The following is a 24,126-nucleotide window of genomic DNA, read 5'->3' as shown; positions in this document are numbered from 1 at the left end:
GAGCACTTGAAGCAGCATATTTGCTTTAAGGTGGTTCCATGAGCCGAAAGACCATGGTGCGCCCCGGTGGGCGCAGCGCCAGGGTGCAGGCATCGGTGCACGCCGCTGTGCGCGAACTCGAGGCGGAGGTGGGCCGCGAAGCCCTCACGGTCCCCCTGGTGGCCGCCCGCGCCGGAGTCACCCCGTCCACGATCTACCGCCGCTGGGGCGACCTGCAGGAGCTGCTGTCGGACGTGGCGGTCGAGCGTCTGCGGCCCGAGGCGGCGCCGGAGGACAAGGGAAGCCTGAGGTCCGACCTTGAGGCCTGGGCCGAGCAGTTCCTGGAGGAGATGTCCGCCCCCACGGGCCGCGCCTACATCCGCGACGCCCTGCTCGGCGACCCGAACGGCACCAACGCCGGCCAGTGCTCGGCCTACGCGGCCGAGCAGATCGACGTCATCCTCGATCGCGCGGCCGGCCGCGAGGAGAACACACCCGACGTCGAGACGGTCCTCGACCGCGTCGTCGCCCCCATGATGTACCGCATCCTCTTTCGTCCGGAGGGGCTCGACGCCGCGTACGTGCGTCAGTTGGTGGTCGGGCTCGTCGGGTCGAACGATCGCTGACCGAACGCTCTTGCGGCCGGCTCCTCCGCTCCCGAGCCGGACTGTTGCACCCCTGGCAGTCGTGGCCACAACACCGCTGCCAGGGGGCGGCTGGAATGCCGTCTTCGCTCACCAGGGCCGTTTCGCGGTCCCGGTTCACAGCCGCGTCGGTGCCGCCTCGTCATTCGTGCCGGCGGTGGCGGCCCCTGCGGGCTCAGCTCAGCTCAGCCGGGCCGTGGCTTGGCTGTTCGATGCCGCTGCGTCATGGCGCAAATGCTGGTCAAGGGGCTTGGACATGGCAACGGGACCCCTGTAGATCAACGATCGGCGAGGAAAGTCGATCAAGGTCAGGAGTCCCGTTGCAGGAGAAGCTGTCTAGGGTGGTGACCGTGGTAGATGCCGATGATGTCCGTCGTATCGCGTTGTCCCTCCCGGAGACCGTGGAGAAGGAGGCGTGGAGCATGCCGACGTTCCGGGTCGCCGGGAAGATGTTCATCACGGTTCCTGACGATCAGACGTCATTCGCCGTGCGGTGTCCGAAGCATGACCGGGCGGAGTTGATCGCTGCGGAGCCGGAGAAGTTCTGGGTGCCACCGCATGAGGTGTCTTCCGCCTGGGTGCGCGTGCGACTCGGCGCTCTGGAAGACATGGCCGAGCTGTACGACATTCTTGTGGATTCATGGAAGCAGGCCGCACCGGACCGCCTCGTGGAGGCATTCGGAGTGTTGGGACCGGTAGACCCGGGCGAGGGCAACTGGTGACCCGGCCGGCGAGCCAGCGCATTGGGCGGGGGGATCCGTGTCCGGCGCCCCGGGGCGCCCAACGGCGTTCAGGCAGGCCAAAGTTCGCGGGTCGTACGGCTACGGCATCGGAGTGGGTTGGAGTCGCTGCAGGGCTCTCAAAATCCCCATACGGAACCTCTGTGTACGAGGAGGGCTTTGAGCTCCCCTGATAGTGGAGGCTTCTGACGGATCGGCACGCGTTGGGGGCAGCGGTCACGGGCGTCGGCATGGGCGGCTGGTCAAGCCGGCCGGCCAGGCGGAATCCGGTTGGCGCGGGTAAGTGGCCGGTTCATAGGGTTGCGGCATGCTCGACCAACCAACCAACACCCCAACCGGCCCCGGGGCCGCCGAGTCCCCGCTGATCGCAAGCCTGCGGGCGGCCGTTGCCGCGGCGCCGCAGGACATACCCCTGCGCCTGCACCTCGCCGAGCTGCTGCTCGGCGCTGGGTCCGCTGACGCGGCCGTGGCGGAGGCGGCCCTGGTGCTCAGTCAGGCGCCCGGGGACGCGCAGGCGCGGGCCCTGATGGCGCGGGCCATGGGCGCTCCGGTGCCCACGGAGCAGGCGCCGCCAGCCGCCCCCGCAGAGCAGCAGGCCGGCGGCTTCGACTGGGAAGCCGCCGCCCGCGAGGTCGGGGACGCCGTCCCGCCCCGGTTCGCCGCGGAACCTGACGTCAAGGAAGCCCCGCTCACCGTCGACGGCAGCGGCGCCCCCGGGGAGGCACCCGCCTACGACGTGGACGCCCCCGACGCGCCCGGCGCGGTGCGGCTCGCCGACGTCGGCGGAATGCAGGAGGTCAAGGACCGCCTGGAGGCCGCCTTCCTCGCGCCGATGCGCAACCCGGAACTGCGCAAGCTGTACGGCAAGAGCCTGCGCGGCGGCCTGCTGCTCTACGGGCCTCCCGGGTGCGGGAAGACCTTCATCGCCCGAGCCGTCGCCGGCGAGCTCGGCGCGAACTTCATCAACGTGTCGATCAACGACGTGCTCGACATGTGGATCGGCAACTCTGAGCGCAACATGCACGAGGTGTTCGAAACCGCCCGCCGGCAAGCGCCCTGTGTCATCTTCCTCGACGAGCTGGACGCGCTCGGCGCCAAGCGCAGCCGCACCCAGCACAACGGGATGCGCAACACGGTCAACCAGCTGCTCACGGAGCTGGACGGCGTCAACGACGTCAATGACGGAGTGTTCGTGCTCGCGGCCACCAACGTCCCCTGGGACGTGGACATCGCGCTGCGCCGACCCGGCCGGCTTGACCGCACCCTCCTCGTGCTGCCGCCCGACGGCCCGGCCCGCGAGGCGATCCTCCGCTACCACCTGCGTGAACGCCCCATCGAGTCGGTCGACTTGGCCAAGCTGGTCAAGGCCACCGACGGCTTCTCCGGCGCCGACCTCGCCCATGTCTGCGAGAGCGCGGCCGAGTCGGCGCTGCTGGACTCCGCCCGCACCGGCACCGTTCGCATGATCAACACCAAGGACCTGCTGGGCGCCGCGAAGGCGATCCGGCCGTCCACCGAGCCGTGGTTCGCGGCCGCCCGCAATGTGGCGATGTTCGCCAACGAGGGCGGCATGTACGACGAGTTGCTCGCCTACCTGAAGAAGGCCCGGAAGCTGTGACGACCGCACTGCACCCGCTCGTCGAGCAGGCGATGGCCCTGATGGACCTCAAGCGCATCGACGAGGCCCGCGCACTGCTCGCCCGACGGCTCGCCGAGGACCCGACGGACATCGTTGCCTGGCTGCGCCTCGCCCGCTGCCATGAGGAGGTCCGGGACTACCAGGAGGTGCTCAACGCCACCAATGAGGTGCTGGCCCTCAATCCGGAGGAGTACGGCGCTTACCTGCGCCGCACGTACGCGTTCCGGCGGTTGGGCCGTCCAGACGAGTCGCTGGCCGCGGCCCATGAGATGCTCAGGCTGGAGCCGGAGTCCTGGCAGAGTCATGTGGGCCTCTCAGAGGCCCTGGGCGCGTGGCAGCCGCGCTGGCCCGAGGCCCTGGAGGCGGCGGCGACCGGCGTGCGACTCGGTCCGGACCAGATCGCCGCTCACTACGCGCTCTGGAAGGCCGCGTTGATGAACGGCCGGGTGGACCTGCAGCGGCAGGCCGTGGCCGAGTCCCTGCGCATCGACCCGCACGACGCCTGGGCGCTTGACCAGCGAGCCAAGTACGCCGAGGTGGATGCCGCCCGTCCGCCGCTGACGGGCGCGGGCGCCAAACTGCCGGCCGCCGCCGAGGCATTCGCCGACGCGCTGGCCGCCGCCCCCCAGGCCCCGCAGGCCGACCGGCAGCGCAAGCACCTGGACGTCGCGGTGTTCCGGATGCTGCGCGGCACCCGCTGGCTCGCGCTGCTCTGCGTGGTGATCGCGGCCCTGGCGGCGCGGGTCTTCCCGACCGGCAGCGACCCCACGGCCCTGCCGGGGCCGCTCGCCACCCGGCTCTACGGGCTCGCGCTGATGGGCGCAGTCTGGGGCTTCGGTGCCTGGCGCCGCTACCGGGGGCTGCGAGCCGGGGTGCGGATGAGCCTGTGGTCGCTGGTCCGGCGGGTGGGCTGGGCGCGGCTGGTGGTCGGGCAGTCGGTCTGGTGCACGCTCATCGCGGTGGTCGTGGTGCTGGTGCCGTGGTCCGAACGGACCGCCCCGCAGGTGCTGTTCTGGGTGGCGCTGGTGCCGACCCTGCTCACCATGTGGTTCGAGCGCGCGGCGATGCGCAGCTGACACGCACCCGCCAAGCCGTCCCGTTCGTCTGGCCGACGTCTGCCGCGCAACCGGCGGCCCGGTCCCGGTCCGTCAAGTGGCCAGGACGACCGCGGGGTTGGAGAAGGACGTGGAGCCGCGGGCTGCACCGTACTGCGCGACGATGTGGGTGCGGTCCGCGCCGTCAGCGCCGTCGTTCGGGACTGCCGTGGTCGACCGTGCGCGCTGCCCGGCGTCCCTGGCGCTGCCGTTCCCTCAACTCGTGCACCAGCGCGGCACGTTCGCCGCCCGGCCCATTCGGCTGACAGCCCATCAACTAATCGGTGGCGCTCCGGCTGTGATCGGCACGGTGCTGCCCAAGGTGTTGCGGTCCGGTGACACGGAATGCTCTATTCCGTCGATTGTTCGCACTAGATTCGATCGTGTACCCAGCCGCATAGCCTCGCGGTTCCCGCACGAGAGGGGACGGGCAATGTGCGCGCCCTCACCCGTACTGTGCTCAGGAGAACCTGCATGTCCCCCTTTACGACTCGCCGCGCGACCACCGTCCGCACCCTGGCCGGCACCATCCTGGCAGCCGCCCTGATCGTCCCCGCCGCGACAGCTTGCAGCTCCACGTCCGCCGCGCACACCACCGCGGCCGCCACGCCCACCACTCCTGACGCGCAGGGCACCGCCGCTCCGGCCACCACGACCGGCGCGCACAGGACCACCGCCCCGCCCGCCTCGCCCCGGGCCACCGCACCGGCCACCACGGCCAAGCCGAAGTCCCCGGTCCGCACCCAGTCCCTGGTGGACGGCAGCACGGCCGAGGTCCAGGAGGTCGGGGCCCAGCACTACGTCGCCAAGATCGTCCACAACGGTGATGTCCTCGCCACGCTGGAGGCGAACGACTCCGACGCCGGGCTGGACGCCAACGACATGTTCGTCGTGCTCTCGCTGGACGGCCAGGTCCACTCCTGGATGGGCGGTGGGAACCAGGGACCGGGCACGTTCAAGCTCGCGGGCGGTTGGACGGCCAAGGTCACGAAGATCGGCGACCTCCGGTACCGCGCGCAAATCATCGGCAACGACAACTCCGTGGACGGCACGCTGGAGTCGAACCAGCACGACGCCGGAGGCGTCGCCAACGGCGTCTACATCGTGCTCACCGCCGGCGGCGAGATCAGCGCCCACCTGTGACGAAGCACCACTTGTCGACGGCGGCCGTGGCCGAACCCGGCCGCTCTCCGGGGAGCCTCCAGCGCGGACGAAGCGCGCGGCGGTGACCGCGACCTAGGCCGTGCCGAGTTGGCGCCGGGAGGGTGACCTTCCTGCTGCGCGGGCTCTACAACAGGTCGACGACCTGACCGCGACGCTGGCCTGGACCCGGGCGGCCGGAGCCCAGGTGCCGTGGGGGCCGCGGCCGTCGGGCGGCCGCGACAGTGCCCTGGTGCAGTTCCCCGGCGGCTACGTGGCCGAACTCCACGACCCGCGTCCGGGGCGCTGACCGACGCGAGGATGGCCGGAGGGGATCCCTGATCAGCACCACCGGTCGGCCGGCGCCGTGGTCCTCGTAGTGCAGCTGCAAATCGGCCGAGTTCTCCCGACCCACGGTGAGGAAAGGCATCGCGCGTACTCCTTCTGACGAGGCGTCATGGTGCCCTCACTAGGAGGTGGGGGGAGAGGCGGGTTTGTCCCATGACGTACCGAAGCTGTTCCGTGCGTGCCTCGCTCAGCCGTGGTGGGTCTCCAGCGGGCGCAGCCAGATCTCGCTGACGGTCGGGTGGGCCGGGGCGGCGTGCCAGGGGCGGCTGAGCGGCGCCGGGCGGCGGCCCGCCTCGGGCAGTCCGGTCGGAGCGCCCTGTTCCGTGGGTGTCCGGTGCTGTTCCCAGAGGGAACAGGGTGGGGGATGGGGGCGACAGATGTTGATCCTTCAACTACAGTCTCTCTCGTCGGCTCACCCGGGCCGCATCCGAGGAGGAGGAACCATGGAGCAGTCCGTCGTCGACAGCACCGAGAAGTCGCGGTTCGAGGTCCACGAGGACGGCGAACTCGCCGGCTTCGCCGAGTACCACCGCTCGGGCAACGAGATCGCCTTCATCCACACCGAGATCGACCCGCGCTTCGAGGGCCGGGGGCTGGCTGGCAAGCTGGCGCGTGCCGCCCTCGACGCGTCGCGTGAGCAGGGGCTCGCTGTGCTGCCCTACTGCCCCTTCATCCGTGGGTGGATCACCAAGCACCCCGAGTACGCCGACCTGGTCCCCGCCTCCCACCGCGCCAGGTTCGGCCTCCCCGCTGCCTGAGCGGGTCACCGTCGGGTCGGTACGGCGTGCGTCACGACCGGCTCGTCCGGCGCGAACTTTCGGGCCGTGCACTCGAATTCGCGGTCGATCCCGGTGTGGCGCTCGTGGTGCTGGGCGCAGTGCTCCGCCCACGAGGTCACGGTGAAGACCTCGATGAACCGGCCCGGGTCCGCCGACGGCCGCCGCGGCGGAGCTGAGCGCGGCGACGCTGCTCGGTCTGTCCGGCTGGTTCCTGACGACCTGTGCGCTGGTCACGCTGCTGGCCAACACGACGTGGTCGTGGATGTACCCGTCGGGGGCGGTCCGCGCCCTGGCCCTGCTGCGCACCTCGCTGCGCTACCTCGAACGGCTGGTCAGCCACCGGGTCGTCCTCGCCACCACGGTGAACCTGCGGGCCCGCCTGATCCGGGGCGCGCGCGAACTGCGCGCCCGGCGCGACGGCGCCCTGCTCGCCCGCCTGACCGCCGATGTCGCGTCGGTGGCAGGCCTGCTCGCCCAGGTCATCGCCCCTCTCGCCGAGGTCGGTGCCCTGCCCCTGGACACACCGGTCGGCCCGGCCGGCCGCGCCCTGTCCCAGGGGCAGCGCCGCCGTCTCGCCGTCGCCCGTGCGATCCTGCGCCGCCCGCGCATCCTGCTGCTCGACGAACCCACGGCCGGGCTCGACCGGCCGACCGCCGAGGCGCTGCTGCGCGAGCTGCGCCGGGCGCTGCCCCGGACGGCGCTGGTCTTGGCCCTGCAAGGCCAGGACCTCGCGCTGCTCCCGTGGCGCCCGGACGTCACCGTCGACCTGACCGGTGTGGCGCCGCCTCAGCCTGCCTGCGCTACCGGGGGGTTCCCCCGTGGGGTGAGGATCGCGCCGGGCAGGACGGGGGCCGGGAGGCGGTCGCCGGGGTAGCCCGTGACGCTGCCGAAGCGGTCGGAGGCGTTCTGCCACGCCTCGCGGGCCGCGACGATCTCCTGGTGGTCGCGGCCGATGAAGTTCCACCACATCACGATCCGCTCCTCGAAGGGCGGGCCGCCGAGCAGGATCAGCCGGGCCGGGGTGGAGCCGGTGTTGGCCAGGGGCAGCGTCGTGGGCCCGGGAGCGAGGTAGCCGAGCTCGGCCGGCTTCAGCGCGGTGCCCGCCATGGTGACCTCCCCCTGGTCGACCAGCAGGCCGTGCTCGAAGGCGGGGTCGACCGTGAGGGTGATGGTCGCGGCCGGGCGGAGGGTGAGTTCGGCGCCGAGCAGGGGGGTGAAGGTCGGGACGGGGGAGGTGTCGCCCGCGAGGGTGCCGAGGAAGACCCGCGCCTCGCCGCCGTCCAGCGCGACGGGAGCCGGCACGTGGTGCTGGAAGTCGCGCCCGGTGTGCCGGTGCTCCTCCGGCAGCGCCACCCACAGCTGGACGCCGTGCAGCACGGTGGTTCCGGGGGTCGACACCTCCGAGTGGCAGATGCCGTACCCGCTGGTCATCAGGTTCACCTCGCCCGGTCGGACGAAGGCGTGGACGCCGTGGCTGTCGCGGTGCTCGATCTCGCCGCTGAACAGCCAGCTCACCGTCTGCAGTCCGATGTGCGGGTGCGGGGCGACGTCCATCCCGCCGGTCGCGGCGACGTCGTCCGGGCCGTAGTGGTCGACGAAGCACCAGGCGCCGATCAGGGTCCGGGCCCGCTGCGGCAGGGTGCGCCGGACCGTCATCGCGCGCGGGCCGCCGAGCGGGACGTCCCGGGCGGACAGGACCTCCACCTGCGGGTCGACGGGGTCGGTCTCGATGGTGCTCATGGTGGTGCACACTCCCGCTCTGCCACTTGCCAAGATGGTTTTAGTTTCAACTATTATGGCACGGCGAAGTGACGGGCGAAAGTGATGGGCCGGAGGAGTTCAGGTGAGTGCAGTGACCAGCGAGCACCGGCGGGTGTTCGTCGACAAGCAGAGCCCCCAGGCCTACCGCGCGCTGCTCGCGACCGCCGAGACCGTCCGCGCGGTCGCGGCGGACGCCGGGCTGGACCGCCGGCTGGTGGAGCTGGTCAACCTGCGCGTCTCCCAGATCAACGGCTGCGCCTACTGCCTCAATGTGCACACCAAGGCCGCACTGCAGGGCGGCGACAGTGCGCAGCGCCTGGGCGTGCTCGCGGCCTGGCGGGACGCCGAGCTGTTCACCCCGCAGGAGCGCGCCGCCCTCGCCCTGGCGGAGGCCACCACCACCCCGGCGGACGCCACGGCGCAGGAGATCGCCTACGCCGCCGCCCGCGCGGCCCTGACGGACGACCAGATCTCGGCAGTCGTCTGGGTGGCGGTCACCATCAACGCCTTCAACCGCGTGTCCATCCTCAGCAAGCACCCGGTGCGGCCCGTGCCGGCGCAGTGAGTCGCGTGACGTTCGGTCATGACATTCACGCACGGCCGGCCCCCGCGCCTGGTGCGCCCGGACGCGTTCAGCGGAAGCCGCGCTGGGTCACCCCGTCGGGGCGTTCCGCAGCTCCCGGAGTTCCGGCCAGTCCGGTGCCGGACCCGGCAGGGCAGTGGGCGAGTCGGCGACGGAGGTGGAGTTGGCAACTCCAGATAGTGCTACTGTCGGATCATGGACGGAACGGATTCATCCGCGTCCCGGGGCGCACGGCGCCTGAGACGCGATGCCGAGGCCAACCGGCAGCGCACGCTCCTGGCTGCTCGGGAGGTGTTCGCCGAACGGGGGTTGGGGGTGAACCTTGACGACATCGCTCGCCATGCCGGTGTCGGGGTGGCGACCTCCTACCGGCTCTTCGGCAACAAGCAAGCGCTGATCAACGAGCTGTTCGAAGAGCGTGTCGATGCCTTGGTGGTGGCCGCCGAGCAGGCTCTGGCGAATGACGACCCGTGGGAGGGGTTCGTCGGCCTGCTGACCTGGGTGTTGGAACAGATGGCTGCCGATCGCGGACTGAGAGAAGTGGTGTTCTCCGAGGTCGGGGGCCGTCCCCTGGTGGCGCAGGCTCGCCGCAGGTTCATGCCCGTAGCCGAGACGGTCATGCGTCGTGTCCAGGACGCCGGTCTGCTACGTCCGGACTTGGCGATGACCGACCTGCAGCTCATCTTCTACATGGTCAGCTGCGTGATCCAGCACACCCAGCCGGTCTCGAGCGAGGTGTGGAGGCGCTGCCTGACGATCGTGTTGGACGGCATGCAGGTTCGCCCCGGGCCGACGGGGATGCCGGTGGTCGCCCTCACGACCACCGAGGAAGAGCGTGCCGCCGGCTTGAACCCCTCCAGTCCCTGAACGCCCTCGTCAACCCCGAGGCGCTCCTCGCGAGGCCCGATGCCTCGCTCCTTGCGGCGCCCGGAATCTGCGCGTGGCCCTGATCGCGGCGGTGTGAGCCACCGCGTGCGGTCAAGGGCCCCTGCAGTCCCGCCTCTTCGTCGCGGTCTTGTGCGCTGAGCCTGACGGCTGGACATCGCGCGAGCGAAAGGTCCTCACACGCCGTGGCTCTGCTGCGGCGTTCCACCGGTAACCGCGGGCCGCGCTGAGTACGGCCGGCTCCCGACCTTCGAGCCGGCTCCCGACCTTCGAAATGCAATCACGGAAGGACGACATTCGTTGGAACCGACAGCTCTTGAGGTCGACTACCTGATCGTCGGAGCCGGGGCCATGGGCATGGCCTTCGCCGACACCCTCATCGCCGAAACCGACGCGACGGTGGCCATCGTCGACCGCTATGACCAGCCCGGCGGTCACTGGACGGTCGCCTACCCCTTCGTACGCCTGCACCAGCCGTCGGCCTTCTACGGCGTCAACTCCCGCGAGCTGGGCAGCGGCACGGTGGACCAGCACGGCTGGAACGCCGGACTGAACGAGCTGGCCTCGGCCAGCGAGATCCTGGCCTACTTCGACCAGGTGATGCGCAGGACACTCCTGCCGACCGGCCGGGTCTCCTACTTCCCCAAGTCGTTCTACGACGGCCCGGATCCGCAGCGGCCCGACGTCCAGCGCTTCCACTCCACCGTCAGCGGAGCCGCCTTCGAGGTGACCGTCAAACGGCGGACCGTGGACGCCACCTACATGAACGTCACGGTGCCGGCCATGGTGCCGCCCAAGTACGAGGTCGCCCCCGGCGTCCGCCTGATCACCCCCAACCAGCTGCCCGCCCTGCAGGACCAGCCGTCCCACTACACCGTCGTCGGGGCGGGGAAGACGGGCATCGACGCCTGCCTGTGGCTGCTCAGCCGCGGCACCGATCCCGCCGACATCACCTGGATCACGCCCCGCGATTCCTGGATGATCGACCGCGCCCACACCCAGCCCGGGGACTCCTACCTCGAAACGGAAGCGGCCCGTCGCGAGGCCGTGGCCGGCGCTGACACGGTCCAGGAGCTGTTCGCACGGCTGGAGGAGCGCGGCCTGCTGCTGCGGCTGTCGCCCGACGTCACACCGACCGCGTACCGTTGCGCGACAGTCGCCCGCGCCGAGCTCGAGCAGCTGCGCCGCATCGGCGACGTCGTCCGCCACGGCAGGGTCAAGCGCATCGACGAGAACGCGATCGAACTCGACCAGGCCACCATTCCCGCGCGGGCCGGAACCCTCTACATCGACTGCACCGCCGACGGCCTGGAGCGACGGCCGACGGTGCCGGTGTTCGACCAGACGCACATCACGCTGCAGGCGGTGGTTCCCTGCCAGCAGGTGTTCAGCGCCGCACTCATCGCCCACGTCGAGGCGGGTTACGCCGACGACGACACCAGGAACGCGCTGTGCGAGCCCTCGCAGCACCCCGACTCCGCTCTGGACTGGATACAGTTCTTCGGTGACATCCAGGAGCGGGTCGTGCGATGGACCGCCGACCCGGAACTCCTCGAATGGCTCGGCACCTGCAGGCTCCTGGGTCGGCGGCTCCCCGAGCTCTCCCCGGAGCAGCGGACCGCGCTCCTGCCCATGTTCCAGGCCCTGAAGCTGAAGTTGGAGCAGTTTCTGCAGCAGGCGGATGTCGTCGCGGCGGTGAACTGACCGGGCATGTGCCGACACCGCCCCTTCGGGGGCGGCTCTGCTGACGGACGGTTGTCTGTCGCGGTAGATCGTCCGGCGTGCGATGTGCGGATGGGGGCGGCTGACGGGCGAAGGCACGTCGGCGCCGCGGTGAAACTCAACCCCGGTGACCCCTCCAGGCCTGGACGATCGCCCTGCCCGCGCCCAGGCGGGACAGGGCCGACTCGGCTGCCCGCAAGCCGCACATGCCGTGGACGCCCGCGCCCGGAGGGGTCGACGCCGAGCACAGGTACACGCCGGGGACGCCCAGGCTGTACGGGTCAAGGCTGGCGCGGGGCCGGAAGACGAGCTGGCGGGCGTGGTTGGAGCCGCCAGCGATGTCGCCGCCCACGTAGTTCTGATTGCCGGCGGCCAGCTGCGGCACGGAACGGGCGTGCACCGCCAGGATGCGTCGGCGGAACCCCGGGGCGAAGCGCTCGATCTGGGCGGTGACCGCCTCGAGCGCGCTCCCGGCGTGCCCGTGCGGGACGTGGGCGTACGCGTACAGGGGGTTGGCGCGTCGGACGGAGCGGGAGGGGTCGGCCAGGTACTGCTGGCCGACCAGAACGAATGGCCGTTTCGGCATCACGCCGCGCGCGGTGGCGGCCTCGGCCGCGGCGATTTCGGCCGCGCTGCCGCCCAGGTGCAGGGTGCCGGCCCGGCGGCACTCCTCATTGGTCCAGGGCACGTCTCCGTCGATCGCGAAGTCGACCTTGTAGGCGGCCGGTCCGTGGCGGTAGCGGTTCAGCGACCTGCGGACCCGCGCAGGCAGGCGGTCGCCGACGATGCGCGCGGCCGCCCGCGGGCTCGTGTCGAGCATGACGAAGTCCGGGGTGTGGCCCAACAACCCGGGCAGCTGGTCGAGTCCGGCGACCTCGACGCCGGTGCGGACGCTGCCGCCGAGGCTTTCCAGGCATCGGATCATCGCGTCGGTGATCGCGTAGCTGCCGCCCTCGGCAACCGGCCAGCCGACGGCGTGTCCGGCTGTGGTGAGCAGTAGGCCGACCGAGCCGCTCAGCGGGGTGTCCAGCCGCCCGAACACGTGCGCCGCGCTACCCAGGTACAGCGCTCGCGCTGGCTCTTCCCGCCAGTAGCGGGTCATCCAGGTCGCGGGCGGCAGGGCGGCGACCCCGAACCTCGCCAATGCCGCGGGGTGCCGGGGCAGATGAAGCACTGGGCGGAGCACCTCATCGGCGATCTTGGCGAAGTCGGCGACGAGTGGTGCGAACAGCCGGCGCCAGGCCGCCCCGTCCCCGCTGCCGAGCGACGCCTCGGTCCTCGCCATGTCGCGGGAGAGGACCCCGGCGCGGCCGTCGTCCAGCGGATGGGCGAGGTCCACCTCGGGCCACAGCCAGCGCAGGCCGTGACGCTCCAGGCCGAGCGAGGACAGAAGCGGGGAGGCGACGCCGGTGGGGTGGATGGCGGCGCAGTCGTCGTGGAGCAGGCCGGGCAGCGTCAACTCGGAGGTGTGCGTACCGCCCCCTGGGCGGTCCGCGGCCTCCAGCACGGTGACCGAGAGCCCGGCCTGGGCCAGCCGGATGGCGGCGCCCAGCCCGTTGGGGCCGCTGCCCACGACGACTGCTGTGCTCATTGGTCGAAGCTCCTTGCTTGGTGCTGGGCGAGGCCCATGGTGCCCGAGGCCTGGGGCGGGACGCGGTCAGCCGGCGGGCGCGCCGTGATCAGGCCCGGGGCGGACGGCTCCCGCTGTCTCCGCCCCGAGTCCGCTGACCGCCTCCGCCGCCGCCTCCGCCCCGCCCTTACCTCCGCTCTGGCCTGACCCTGCGCGCGGCTGACGCCGTCTTTCACGCTTCCCGGACGGCACCGAGCCGTGCCGCTTCGCCGACGCTCTGGGAGCTCGGCTGATCGGCGCGCAACGCGCGCCCGGCGCCACTCGAGGTCGCCGGAGCAATCGCGTGCGAAAACATCGCTCCTCCATGCCCGACGCCGACGTCGAGCACACTGCCGGAGGTCACGGAGGTGAAGCAGTTTTGGAGCACTGCGGGTTCAGGTCTCCCGCATGTCCGATCCGACCGGCTCCCGGCCCGTCCCCCTGGACAGCAGTAGTCTGACCCCATATCAGTTCGCGGGGGCCGGGACCTGAAGAGATTTCAGTAATCTTCCCGACATTGTTCGTCTCGAACGACCAGAAGGGGTGCGGTGGGATGCTGGGGGGCAGAGGGTTCGGCGACCGGCAAGACGGGGCCGTCTTCCATCCGGACTTGGAACCCCCGTTCTGGAAGCGCCACGACGCGCGCATCCGGATCGCCGCCTTCACTGCCACCATCGGCGTGGTGGCCGGCCTGCTCATCGCCGGCGCCCCGTTCGACGACCAGGCGCCGGCACCGGCACCGGTGCATTCGACCGCGCCCGAGTTGGTCAGTACCACCCTCACGGATCGCGACCCCAAGGCCGCACCGAACGCGCAAGCGGTCTATCAGGCCCTCGCCGGGCTGGAGAACGCGGCCCGCGGCGGTGCCGCCGGGGGCACCGTCCTCGGCCAGCACGTGGAAGTGCACAACGAGCGGCTCAACCCCGAGTACGGCGACCAGCCGGGACTCAAGCAACCTGGCTACTACTACCGGAAGACCGAGGAACTCACCGGCCGCCTGGCAGGCTTCGTGGAAGCCGATCTGGGCCCTGGGTACGAGGAGCCGGGGTGGGCGGCGGGCGACCCGCGCAGCTACTCGACCGGCAAGTGGCCGACGTGTCGACCGGGTTGGCAGTACACCGACGATGTGGTGGACCTGCTGCAGGGCGTCTGGTCCGGGCTCCCCCGGCCCGCCGACGGCAGCTACTACACCGGTGGCGCCGAGCACAACTGCGACGGCTCGACCACGACGCTGCCGGAGAACGGGGGCGGCCCGGCGGGAATCGTCGGGATGTCCTTCCACGAGCCCTACCCGGGCAGCAAGCTGAAGTCCTTCTCCGAGGTCCAGTGCTCCGGCTCGCCGGCCGCGCACGACCCGGGCTGGTTCGACCGGGTCATCGACTGGCGCGACGACACGCCGGAGTACCAGGCGCTGCTCGGTGATCTCTCCTACCTGGCGGACCACCTGGCCTACCTGGCCGACCACGGCGTTCCGGTCCTGCTGCGGCCGTACCACGAGATGAACGCCACGAGTTGCGCCAACGGCTTCTGGTGGGCCGACCAGCCGCCGGCGAAGTTCAAGGCGCTCTGGCAGATCATGTACAACTACCTGGTCGGCACCCGCGGACTGCACAATCTGATCTTCGTGTGGTCGCCTTCGGCCTGGGACGGCACCAAGGGCGGCGATCCGGCGGCCTACTACCCGGGAAGCCAGTACGTGGACATGGTCGGCGTGGACGACTACAGCACCACACCCCGGACGTCCGGGCGGTCCGCCTGGACGTCCCAGTGGTACGACGGCCTGGCCTCCTACCGGAAACCGCGCATGCTGGCCGAGTCGTTCTACGTCCCGGTCAACCAGGCCCAGAACGACACCCTCAGCCGGACGCCGTGGGTGGTCTGGTCGGTCTGGGGGCAGGCGATCACGGCGGACAACGCCACCGAACCGAGTCGGCGCAACAGTCAGGACGACCTGACGGCGAGCTTCCGCGCGCCACTCGCCATCACGGGTGGCGGCAGGGCGCAGGGCTCGACCTTCGACTGGCGGAAACTGCACCGGCAGTGACGGTCCGGCGTTCCGGCCACCGGGCACCGGGTGAACGACTTCGTCACAATCGCACGCCGGGGGATTCGGGAGGTGGCGAACCGTCACGTCACTTTGTAATGATGCTACTTGGCCTCATCTGACCATAAGCATATTGACGCGAACTCCTAGAGGTGAGTGCGATCATCGGGGGAAATCGGGACAATTCCGGCATCGGGTCGCACGACTCTGCCGAGGTGCCCAAGCTTTACCGGGTCGCGGCCCATGTTGCGCTCGGATGGGCCGCCCTACTGCTGGTGCGGGCGCTCTGGAACTGCTTTGCCGATGTGGGCATCGTCAACTTCCTTCTCGGAATCGTGTACTACGGCTCGACCGACAAGACCGGTCAGGCCGAGACGTCCAGCCTCAGTTACGCCGTCTTCTACGGAGTCGGCGCGTTCTTCATCCTGCGCGGGAGCCACTGGGCGCGCGGTCTCGTCTGCGGTGTCGCCCTGGTCGAGGGGTACAACCGGCTGCGCAGCCTCACCGGGGCGCTGTTCGACCACGCTCAGCGCGGTTGGTTCACCAGCAGCACCCAGGGCGAACTGCTGCTGGCCACCTTCGTCCTCGGTGTCATCGTCAGTGTCGGGCTGGTCCTGATGCTGACCCGCCGGGTCGGCGCCCACGTGCCCTGGCAACCGCCGGTCAACGCCTGGACGGCCGCTGCCGTTCAGGCCCAGCAGGCTCTGGCCGCCCAACAGGCCGCCTACGGGCCCGGTCCGTTCCCGCAGCAGCAGATGGGGCAGCCCTTCGTCGCACCAGGGCCGATGAACCCGTACCAGCAGCCGCCGGTGCAGCAGCCCCTCGGGCAGTCGCAGCCGGTCGCCGGGCCGGCCGCGTCCGAGGGGTTCGGACAACAGGCCCCGGCGCATCCGGGCATGGCGGCACCAGCCCAGCCCACGCCGGGGGAACCGCAGCAGCAGGGCTGACAGGCCGACGGCCACAGCCGCAGGAGCAGGGACCCGAGGCGGTCCGGCCACTGGTCGGACCGCCTCGGACCGTTCGGAGGAAGGCAGTGCTACCCGCATGACCAGGGCAACCGACAAGCTGGCTCACCGGATCTCCCAGTGGCGCCCCGGCCTGACGCCGTTCGCCCTGCCGTTCCTGGCCCTCCTCGGGTTCGGCCTGTGGACCTATCGGCCGAACCACACTCCACTGGGCTGGATCCTCACCGTCATGTGGTCGGTCCCGGCCGTGGGCGTCCTGGTGGGCCTCCAGGGCGCGCTGCTGATCCGGCGCCGGATCCGGCGCAGCCACGAGATGACCCCCGCCGCGGAGGTGTCCGACGATCTCCTGATCGTGCTGGTGCCGACCATCGGCCGGCATGACACCTACCCGGCCCTGGAGCGATCCGTCCAGTCGTACGTCGCCCATCTCCCGGTGTACTTCTCCCAGCTCCGAGTCGACGTCCTCACCGAGGAGGGTTGCGAGGCCGCCGACCGGATCGACACCCTCGGCGCCGCGGATCCGCGGATCAGGATCGTCACGGTGCCGAAGGCCTACCGGCCGCCGAACGGCACCCGGTTCAAGGCCCGGGCCAACCACTACGCGCACGAGTTGCGGATCGCCGAGGGTGAGGCCCGGGACGAGGTGTGGGTCCTGCACATGGACGACGACACGGGCGTCGGGCCGGACACCGCCGAGACGCTCGCGCAGTTCATCAACCGCCAGCGCCGATCCAGCCCCGACGAGGCCAAGCACATGGCGCAGGGCATTCTCACCTACCCGCGCGAACTCGCCGTCAACCGCTTCACCTGGCTGGCCGACGCGGTCCGGCCGGCCGACGACATCGCTCGGTTCCGGGCGCTCACCGGCACCGGCACGCCCATCGCCGGCGTGCACGGCGAGCTGCTCCTGCTCCGGGCCTCCGTCGAGGCGACCATCGGCTGGGACTTCGGCCCGAAGGCCATCGTCGAGGACGCCCAACTCGCGCTCACGTTCTGCCGCCGCTATCCGGGCCGCAGCGACTGGTTCAACGGCCGCTGCTACGGGGCTTCGCCGGCGGGCGTCCGGGACTTCGTCAAGCAGCGGGAGCGCTGGTCGTGGGGGCTCGTGGCGCTGTGCTTCAACCGGAGCATCCCGCTGCGGCACCGCTGGTTCCTGGCCCTGTGCGTCTCCACCTGGATCATCGGCCCGCTTCAGCACATCGCCATGGTGCTCGCCTTCGCCTGGCTGAGCGGCTCGCTGAACACCTCGCCGGTCGCGCAGTCCGTGGTGCTGCTCTGGGCGCTGAACTTCGGGTACGTCATCTGGATGTACTGGGAGGGCCTCCGGCTGAACGGGCTGGTCTCGGCGGGCGGCCGGCGCCGCTGGTGGGAGCCGATCGCCGTGGTCGTGCTCATACCGGTCTTCTCGGTGCTGGAAGGCATAGGCGGGTTCCGCGGCTTCCTGAAGTTCGTCCGGGGCGAGGAGAACAAGTTCGTGGTGATCGCGAAGCCCGCCTGATCCGCTGCGGGCCCCGTGCGGCGCCAGCGACCCGACCTACTCAGACCTCACAGGAACCCGACGCCATGACCCGATCCCGTCGCCCCTGGCTCGCTGTCCTCCCGGTCACCGTGGTGACCGCCGTCGCCGCCGTACCGCTCGCCATGGGAAGCCAACCGCTGCACTGGGCGTCCGGCTCGGCCGTGCCGAGGCTCTCGACGGCTGCCACACCCTCCCCGGTGCCGAGCCCCGTCAAGGAGTTCGCCGACCCGGTGATCAATGCCGCGGACCCGGTGACCGCCGCGCCGTCGGCCGAAGTGCCGACCGTGGCCCACCCGTGGGAGCCCGGGATGCCGCAGTGGGGTGCCCAGGTGTACTGGGAGGACATGCCGTCCGACGGTGAATCCGAGATTCGCGGGAAGGCCCAGCGCATCGCCGACTACCTGGTGGGTCTGGGCGCCAATTCCGTCGCGCTCTCCTTCCCCGTCTACATCGACGGCATCGACTCGAACAGCCTGCACACGGGCAAGAAGACTCCCTCCCCGGCCAGGCTCAAGCCGGCGCTGGACACCTTCCACAAGGCCGGCCTGCGGATCACCCTGCGACCGATCATCGACGAGCGCAGCCTGCTTCCCCAGTGGCGGGGCGCGCTCGCCCCCGCGGACCGGGATCAGTGGTTCGCCTCGTACGGCAGTCTGCTGGCCCAGTACACGGACGTCGCCAGGAGCTCGTCAGTCACCACCATGGTGGCCGGCACCGAACTCGTCTCGCTGGAGGGCGATCCGCACTGGTCCGCGCTGGTCTCCGACCTGCGCAAGCGCTTCCCCGGCGAGCTGGTGTACGACACCAACTGGGACAACTACGTGGCGCACGACGTCGACGTGCCGGTGGACCAGGTCCAGGTGGACGCCTACTTCCCGGTCGACGCACCGGACAGCGCGGGTGTGGAGCAGATCACGGCCGCCTGGAACCAGTGGCTCGACCGCAAGCACTCCGGCGACTTCTCCGCCACCCTGCTCTCGGAGGCCGGCATCGGCGCGGAGAACGGCGCCTATCGGAGCCCCGGCGACTTCTACCGGTACGGGCGGGTCAACCCGCAGGTGCAGGCGACCTGGTACACCGCCGTGTGCCAGGTCGTCCGGCAGCGCAGGCTCGGTGGCGTCTACTGGTGGTCCGTCAACTTCCACACCAACCCGTCGATACCACCGGCCGACGACCACTCCCGACTGGACTTCGCAGGACGCTCCCTGACCGAACAGGCCGTCAAGTCATGCTTCTCGCAGTCGTACCAGCTGCCCGTCGACAGTCAGGACGCGAGCTCCGGCGCCGGCCATGAGACCGGATCCGGCAGCAACCGCCCCGTCAGGCCGCCGAAGCGCTGACCGGCCCTCGGCCACCCGGCTGGCGGTTCTGCCTACCGGGTGGCGGCCGGGGCCGTCAGGCGGAGCTGTTGCTCAAGCCACGGCGCGATCAGGGCCTGGCCGTCAGTCGTCAGCCGGGTGCCGTCCACGGTCGCGTAGAACCGGCGGCCCCGGGGGGTGCCCTGGCGGCAGGCATCAACCGGGCAGAGCTCGGCGTTGAGGTCGACCAGTCTGACCTTGCCCCGATGGGTGTCGGCGAACTCCTTGACCCGCTGGTTGTAGCAGGCGGCGCCGATCGGGTCGGTCGCGCTGTTGTCGAGCCGCTCGTTCATCACGAACACGGTGGCCTTCGGCACCACCGACTCGATCACCTGAAGGGCGTCGGCGAGCCGCGCGAGGTACAGCTGACGGTAGGCCGGGTCGCACGCGGTCTGCTTCCGGCCTGCCACCGTGCGGTCCTCCGCGTCCCTTCCGAGGTGCAGCAGCACGGCGTCGGGCTCGCTGGCGGCGAGGCCCGCCCGCCACTGCTGCCGCCAGCCGTCGCAGCCGGGGTGGCCGTCCGAGCCTGCCAGTACCCCGCAGCCGGCCAGGGGCCCGACGACCCCGCTCGCGCCGTTCAACGACCCGCCGGGCCGGTTGAGCGCGGTGGCGAAGTCACCGGCCAACCCGTCCCCCAGGCCGAGGACCAGTGCGCGGCCGTTCGGACGGAGCAGCTGAGCGGCCCGGGTGGGCAGCCAGTACGAGCCGCCGGCCACCGCGAGGCATCCGGCGAGAACCAGCGGCAGGGCCCGCGCCGCGCTCCAGGGCCTGACTGCGGCCCGCCGGGTCGGATAGTGCACGCAGATCGCCACGAGCCAGCTGAGGCCGAGGCCCGCGAGCAGCACTCCGTACCAGGTGATCTGCGGCCAGCCGCGGCGCAGCAGCCAGAACAGCAGCGGCCCGACGAGCAGCACCGCGTACCCGATCCGGCCGAACTCGACCAGCAGGGGGCGGCCGAGCAGCCCGCACAGCGGGCCGCGGCCGAGTGCCATCACCAGGGCGAGCAGGGCGAGCAGCAGCGCGGTGGCACCCTCGACCAGCAGCGCGGCGGTCGGCGCCGGGACCAGGTGCGCCAGCCTTGACTCGGCGCCGGTACCCGATCTGACGCCGACCGCTGCCAGCCCGACCGAGAGCACGGCCCCGGCAAGCGTCCAGCCGATGGCCGAGCGGGCACCGCCCGCGCCGGCCACGGCACCGCCCGCACCACGACGTTGGATCACGATCACCGCGCAGCACGCGGCGACTGAGCCCAGCGCGAGGTCGAGCATCCGCTCGGCGCCGGCGAAGAACACCTCGTGCGAGGCGAGCCCCCGCCAGGCCGCCGCGGGCAGCGCGAACGGCAGGGCGACCAGGGCTGCGGCCGCCGAGAGGAGAAGCGCGCCGAGCACCCGCAGCGATCCGCGCAGCAGGAACAGCAGGACGGTCAGCAGTAGTGGCCAGACCAGCGCGATCTGACCGACGACACTGAGCGGCCAGACCGCCCCGAAGGGCTCCGGAACCCACGAGCCGTCGTAGGCCGACTTCGGCAGGATCCCGTCGGCATGGAACTGGGCCCAGTCCGCGCACTGCAGAAAGACCGCCGGCACCAACGTGCGGAACACCTTGGCGATCGGCAGCCCGCCGACGAGTCCGACCGCGGCCAGTGCCGCCCCGAGGCACAGCAGCAGTACGGGGGTCTGCTGCTTCAGCAGGCGCTGCCAGCGCGACAGCAGGCCCGGACGCCCGGACGCCAACTGCTCCCGCAGCACCGAGAAGGTGACCAGGAACCCGGCCGCGACGATGACCGCATCGACGGCGGGGACGGACCTCGCGCCCGGCATCCCGCCTGCCTCGGCCAGCACCCCCAGCACGGCAAGGCCTTGCAGACCGAGTACGGACGGAGTTCGGGGCGCGGCCACCGGGGTGTTCGCCGCCGGTTCGGCCGCGGCGGCCGAAGCGCCGTCGAGGGCATCGGCCGACTCGCCCCCGGCACCCGCAGCGCTGGCGGGCACACCCTGGAGGACAGCGGTCCGGCCTCCGCCACCGGACCGCGCCCGCGGCACCGCTGCCGCCGCCCCCTCCAACTCCGCTTCCGTTGAACCTGGCCTGACCGTTCTGAACTCAGCCATCGATGCCCGCCGTTCGCCCCTGGTTGCTCCGCCGGTCCCCCCGCGCAAACCCAGCTTCCTCAGACAGCGCGGACCGTTGGCGGGCTCGTCGCGTTCGCCCACCAACAAGCCAACCTTTATACCAAACGGATACCCGGCCCTCCGCGACGCGCTTCCGTCCTGACAGACGCAGCTGACAAGCCGTCACGCCAGGACCCTCCCGACTGCCGCGGACGGCGCACCGGATCGCCGATGCGGCGTCACCATGCCTGTGTCGTGGGCGCGGTGACGAGCTGGCGTCGGGCGTCGAGCGTCGGGCGCTGGGGTGCGGCCAGCACCGCGGCCATTGCGGCCGCTGACAGGCAGTCGGATGACCTTTCCCGCGCGATCGCCGCAGGATCGAGAGAGCGTCCCCCGGGGGGCGACGGCTGCGCCACAGGATGGGAGGTGTCCGTGAGGTGGGCATGGCGACACTCCGAGGCTCCACCACACGGTGTCGCAGTTCACCGACGGCTACCTGGTCGCCCGGGCGGTCGGTGAGAGGGCACTGATCGGAGTGCTGGGCGACGCCGGCATGGATGTGCAGCGGCTGCATGCCGAGGCGCAGGAGTCCGCGGCGCGGACCAGCATCCTGCTCACCGCGGAAAGCAGTAAAGGCGAGGTCAACTGACCTCATCAGTAACTGAGTTGCTGACTACGGGGTCGACATCGGTCCACTTCCAGGACAACACGGAGAAGGAGCACAATTCAGCGGGTCAGAAGTCCGAGCGGCCCAGAGCATGAGCGAGAGGGCCGCGAGTCTGGTGAAGGCCTTGCGCGTCGAGGTTCCGGACTGCGTCGCGGCGGGGGTCATCGACATGTCCACCGGCATGCTGCTGTCGGTGGAGACCGTCGACTCGCACCCGCCGGAGGTCCTCGACATGCTGGCGGCAGCCACCCTCGACCTGTTCCAGGGCCGTAACGTGGTGATGATCGAAGGCATCTTCGAGGACGGCGCGGGGTCGTCAGCGACCGGCACTACTTCCAGGAGAGCGGGGCGTTTGCGTCACCGCGAACAGCACCACTGTCAGCCGATGCCCGCGTACGAGTGCTTTCCGGTGACGAAGATGTTGATTCCGTAGTAGTTGAAGAGCATGCAGGCGAAGGCGACCACGCCCACATAGGCGGCCTTTCGCCCGCGCCAGCCCGCGGTCGACCGGGCGTGCAGGTAGGCGGCGTAGGCGACCCAGGTCACGAACGACCAGGTCTCCTTGGGGTCCCACTCCCAGTACTTGCCCCATGCGGCTTCGGCCCAGATGGCGCCGGCGATGACGGTGAACGTGTAGAGCGGGAAGACCATCGCGGTCATGCGGTAGGAGAACCGGTCCAGCGTGGCCGCCGCGGGAAGCCGGTCCCAGACGGAGGCCGGGGTGCCGAAGGGGCCGGTCGTCTCGCCCAGGGAGCAGCGCTTCTCGTAGGTGTCCTTGCCGAGGTAGAGCAGGGTCGCGGTGGTGGCGGTGTAGAAGGCGCCCACGCAGAGCGTGGCGGCGGTGACGTGGATTCCCAGCCAGTAGGAGTGGAGGGCCGGGACGAGCTGCTCCGCCGCGGTGTAGAGCACGGTCACCGCGACGCCGAGGGTGAGCACGACGCCGAGGGTGACGGGCAGTCCCAGCCAGCGCACCCGCACCTTGGCCGCCAGCAGGCCCAGGTAGACGAGTACGGTGGCGAGCGCGAAGGCGCAGGAGAACTCGTACATGTTGCCCCAGGGCCAGCGCATCACCGACAGCCCACGGGTCGCCACGCCCCCGATGTGCAGCAGCACGCCGAGGGTGGTCAGCGAGACCGCGATCCGGCCCGCCAGGTCCGCCCGCGGGCTGTCACCGGCCGCCCCCGGCCCGTCGACCTGCTCGACCCCGCCCCGAGACGAGGTCACGACGCCCGCGCCCTCGCCCGCCAGCACGGTACGCGTGACCGTCGTGGAACCGCCGTCCCCCGATGCCACGGTGACCACGGCCTTCTTGGCCACCCGACGCGGAGCGGCCGCCGCCACCGTCTCGGCCAGACTCGTCTGCTCGGCCGAGCGCCGCGCGACGGTCCCCCTGCTGCCGAACGTCCACTCGAAGAGGTGGGCGAACATCGCGAGGAGGTAGACCGCTGTGGCCGCGATGATGAGTTTGATGGACGTACCAGCCAGTTGAGGATCAATGGCCGAGGCGAGCTTCACCAAGAACTCCTTCGGAGTCAGTTTCGATGAGGCGGACCCACCCACTGTACGGCGGGCGGATCACCGCACCGGCTGCGGGGCCGAGTCGACGGCTACCGGCCTCTCGGGCTCGCCGGATGAGCGATAATCGCTGCCCGGTAAGCGTCCTGACGGCCAGTCCGGTAATCCGGTGAGGCTGGGTCGGCGCGTGCGCCACGTCCGGCTCCAATGCCACCCGGCGGCAATGCCCCGGGGGCCGGAAGGGGCTTTGGCGCAGCATCTTCTGAAGCGTCTCAGCCTCCTTGAGGACCTCCAACGGCCCGGGGCGGCGTCGAAGGCGGTACCCGCGCATTGGCGATCGAGTACGGAGGTCCACCAGGCAACTGGGGAAGCCACACCGGAAGCCGCTCCACGGGCCGAAGCCGGTGGCTTGCCCTGCGTCGCCACGACGCGTGACCGGTCCTGTCACGGTTCGGTGGTTCCGTCGACTTGCTCGCGGAGGAGGTCGGCGTGGCCGCTGTGCCGCGCGTACTCCTCGATCATGTGGGCGAGGATGTAGCGGAGGGAGAAGACGTCGTCCCGGTACTGCCCGGTGACGTCGAGGGACTCGGCGGCATCCACGATGTCGCGGGATCGGGCGCACTCCTCGTGCCAGATCTCGAACGCCTCGGCCGGGTCCGCGGTGTCCACGTCGAAAGCGCCGCCGTCGCTCCGGGGCCAGTGGGCAGTGCTGTTCTCGCCGTTCAACACGTTCCGGAACCAGGTCCGCTCGACGTCAGCCATGTGCCGGACAATGCCGAGCAGGGACAAGCCAGAGGGCGGTACGGCCCTTTCCCTGAGCTGCTCGGCGGTGAGCCCCGCACATGCCATGGCCAGCGTGTCGCGCTGGCGTTGAAGGAAGCCGGTCAGCGTGGCGCGCTCATCCGCCACCCGCGGAGGTCCGGACCTCTTCTGGTCGCCCATCGGACCATCATGACAGCGAGGGGGCACGGCAGCCGGATCTCCGCGGCTGACCCGCGCCGCCGACGAAGGCGTCCGTCGCTCCGGA

21 protein-coding genes and 1 pseudogene are annotated in these 24,126 nt (G+C 70.8%); 16 read left to right on the top strand and 6 right to left on the bottom strand.

Going from position 1 to position 24,126, the window contains the following annotated elements:
* Positions 1-38 precede the first annotated feature (38 nt).
* From ABD369_RS34385 to ABD369_RS34355, 6 genes are all read left to right on the top strand, one after another.
* Positions 39-605, top strand: a complete 567-nt coding sequence (locus ABD369_RS34385; RefSeq protein WP_344640555.1) for a TetR/AcrR family transcriptional regulator — start codon at positions 39-41, stop codon at positions 603-605.
* A 368-nt stretch (positions 606-973) separates the two neighbouring features.
* Complete coding sequence (locus tag ABD369_RS34380) at positions 974-1,345, top strand: MmcQ/YjbR family DNA-binding protein (RefSeq protein ID WP_280703760.1); 372 nt, start codon at positions 974-976, stop codon at positions 1,343-1,345.
* Positions 1,346-1,670: 325 nt separating this feature from the next.
* The gene (locus ABD369_RS34375; RefSeq protein WP_344640554.1) at positions 1,671-2,981 is read left to right on the top strand and encodes an ATP-binding protein; all 1,311 of its coding nucleotides are present in this window, start codon (positions 1,671-1,673) and stop codon (positions 2,979-2,981) included.
* Positions 2,978-4,078 (top strand): tetratricopeptide repeat protein, encoded by a 1,101-nt coding sequence (locus ABD369_RS34370; RefSeq protein ID WP_344640553.1) that lies wholly within the window; start codon positions 2,978-2,980, stop codon positions 4,076-4,078. Before ABD369_RS34375 ends, ABD369_RS34370 begins: the two co-directional genes overlap by 4 nt.
* A 492-nt stretch (positions 4,079-4,570) precedes the next feature.
* Positions 4,571-5,239, top strand: coding sequence for a hypothetical protein (locus ABD369_RS34365; protein WP_344640552.1), 669 nt, complete (start codon positions 4,571-4,573; stop codon positions 5,237-5,239).
* A 788-nt stretch (positions 5,240-6,027) separates the two neighbouring features.
* A complete protein-coding gene (locus ABD369_RS34355) occupies positions 6,028-6,342 on the top strand; it encodes a GNAT family N-acetyltransferase (RefSeq protein WP_344640551.1) in 315 nt (104 codons plus the stop codon).
* Between the two features lie 5 nt (positions 6,343-6,347).
* On the opposite strand, the gene ABD369_RS34350 is transcribed toward ABD369_RS34355, so the two are convergent.
* Complete coding sequence (locus tag ABD369_RS34350; RefSeq protein WP_344640550.1) at positions 6,348-6,482, bottom strand: hypothetical protein; 135 nt, start codon at positions 6,480-6,482, stop codon at positions 6,348-6,350.
* 143 nt (positions 6,483-6,625) lie between these two features.
* On the opposite strand from ABD369_RS34350, the gene ABD369_RS34345 reads away from it, so the two are divergent.
* Positions 6,626-7,237, top strand: coding sequence for an ATP-binding cassette domain-containing protein (locus ABD369_RS34345; RefSeq protein WP_344640549.1), 612 nt, complete (start codon positions 6,626-6,628; stop codon positions 7,235-7,237).
* On the opposite strand, the gene ABD369_RS34340 is transcribed toward ABD369_RS34345, so the two are convergent.
* A complete protein-coding gene (locus tag ABD369_RS34340; RefSeq protein WP_344640548.1) occupies positions 7,150-8,103 on the bottom strand; it encodes a pirin family protein in 954 nt (317 codons plus the stop codon). The genes ABD369_RS34345 and ABD369_RS34340 overlap by 88 nt on opposite strands.
* 103 nt (positions 8,104-8,206) lie before the next feature.
* Here ABD369_RS34340 and ABD369_RS34335 point away from each other — a divergent pair, with 103 nt between their 5' ends.
* From ABD369_RS34335 to ABD369_RS34325, 3 genes are all read left to right on the top strand, one after another.
* Entirely contained in the window at positions 8,207-8,689 is a 483-nt protein-coding gene (locus tag ABD369_RS34335) for a carboxymuconolactone decarboxylase family protein (RefSeq protein ID WP_344640547.1), read from the top strand.
* Positions 8,690-8,902: 213 nt separating this feature from the next.
* A complete protein-coding gene (locus ABD369_RS34330; protein WP_344640546.1) occupies positions 8,903-9,574 on the top strand; it encodes a TetR/AcrR family transcriptional regulator in 672 nt (223 codons plus the stop codon).
* A 318-nt stretch (positions 9,575-9,892) separates the two neighbouring features.
* Entirely contained in the window at positions 9,893-11,296 is a 1,404-nt protein-coding gene (locus ABD369_RS34325; protein WP_344640545.1) for an NAD(P)-binding protein, read from the top strand.
* A 136-nt stretch (positions 11,297-11,432) separates the two neighbouring features.
* On the opposite strand, the gene ABD369_RS34320 is transcribed toward ABD369_RS34325, so the two are convergent.
* Positions 11,433-12,905: a phytoene desaturase family protein gene (locus ABD369_RS34320; RefSeq protein WP_344640544.1), complete on the bottom strand. Its 1,473-nt coding sequence runs from the start codon at positions 12,903-12,905 to the stop codon at positions 11,433-11,435.
* A 628-nt stretch (positions 12,906-13,533) separates the two neighbouring features.
* Here ABD369_RS34320 and ABD369_RS34315 point away from each other — a divergent pair.
* From ABD369_RS34315 to ABD369_RS34300, 4 genes are all read left to right on the top strand, one after another.
* Positions 13,534-14,967, top strand: a complete 1,434-nt coding sequence (locus tag ABD369_RS34315) for a glycoside hydrolase family 26 protein (RefSeq protein ID WP_344640543.1) — start codon at positions 13,534-13,536, stop codon at positions 14,965-14,967.
* 215 nt (positions 14,968-15,182) lie between these two features.
* A complete protein-coding gene (locus ABD369_RS34310) occupies positions 15,183-15,914 on the top strand; it encodes a hypothetical protein (protein WP_344640542.1) in 732 nt (243 codons plus the stop codon).
* Positions 15,915-16,011: 97 nt separating this feature from the next.
* A complete protein-coding gene (locus ABD369_RS34305) occupies positions 16,012-17,430 on the top strand; it encodes a glycosyltransferase family 2 protein (protein ID WP_344640541.1) in 1,419 nt (472 codons plus the stop codon).
* A gap of 65 nt (positions 17,431-17,495) precedes the next feature.
* Positions 17,496-18,791: a glycoside hydrolase family 113 gene (locus ABD369_RS34300; protein WP_344640540.1), complete on the top strand. Its 1,296-nt coding sequence runs from the start codon at positions 17,496-17,498 to the stop codon at positions 18,789-18,791.
* Between the two features lie 32 nt (positions 18,792-18,823).
* On the opposite strand, the gene ABD369_RS34295 is transcribed toward ABD369_RS34300, so the two are convergent.
* Positions 18,824-20,800 carry an SGNH/GDSL hydrolase family protein gene (locus ABD369_RS34295; RefSeq protein ID WP_344640539.1) on the bottom strand — a complete coding sequence of 659 codons (1,977 nt, stop codon included), beginning with the start codon at positions 20,798-20,800 and terminating at the stop codon, positions 18,824-18,826.
* 589 nt (positions 20,801-21,389) lie between these two features.
* Between ABD369_RS34295 and ABD369_RS34290 the strand changes: the two genes are divergently transcribed.
* Together ABD369_RS34290 and ABD369_RS34285 are read left to right on the top strand one after the other, a co-directional pair.
* Positions 21,390-21,566, top strand: coding sequence for a hypothetical protein (locus tag ABD369_RS34290; protein WP_344640538.1), 177 nt, complete (start codon positions 21,390-21,392; stop codon positions 21,564-21,566).
* 109 nt (positions 21,567-21,675) lie between these two features.
* Positions 21,676-21,926 (top strand): annotated as a pseudogene (locus ABD369_RS34285) (hypothetical protein); the annotation flags it as partial.
* Between the two features lie 36 nt (positions 21,927-21,962).
* On the opposite strand, the gene ccsB reads toward ABD369_RS34285, so the two are convergent.
* Together ccsB and ABD369_RS34275 are read right to left on the bottom strand one after the other, a co-directional pair.
* On the bottom strand, positions 21,963-23,099 hold the full coding sequence (ccsB, locus tag ABD369_RS34280) for a c-type cytochrome biogenesis protein CcsB (protein ID WP_344640537.1): 1,137 nt from the start codon (positions 23,097-23,099) through the stop codon (positions 21,963-21,965).
* A gap of 444 nt (positions 23,100-23,543) precedes the next feature.
* Complete coding sequence (locus ABD369_RS34275; RefSeq protein WP_344640536.1) at positions 23,544-24,041, bottom strand: DinB family protein; 498 nt, start codon at positions 24,039-24,041, stop codon at positions 23,544-23,546.
* Positions 24,042-24,126: the final 85 nt, after the last annotated feature.

This window comes from Kitasatospora cystarginea (assembly GCF_039533515.1).
Classification (GTDB): Bacteria; Actinomycetota; Actinomycetes; order Streptomycetales; family Streptomycetaceae; genus Kitasatospora; species Kitasatospora cystarginea.
This window is presented reverse-complemented; position numbering and strand designations above follow the sequence as displayed.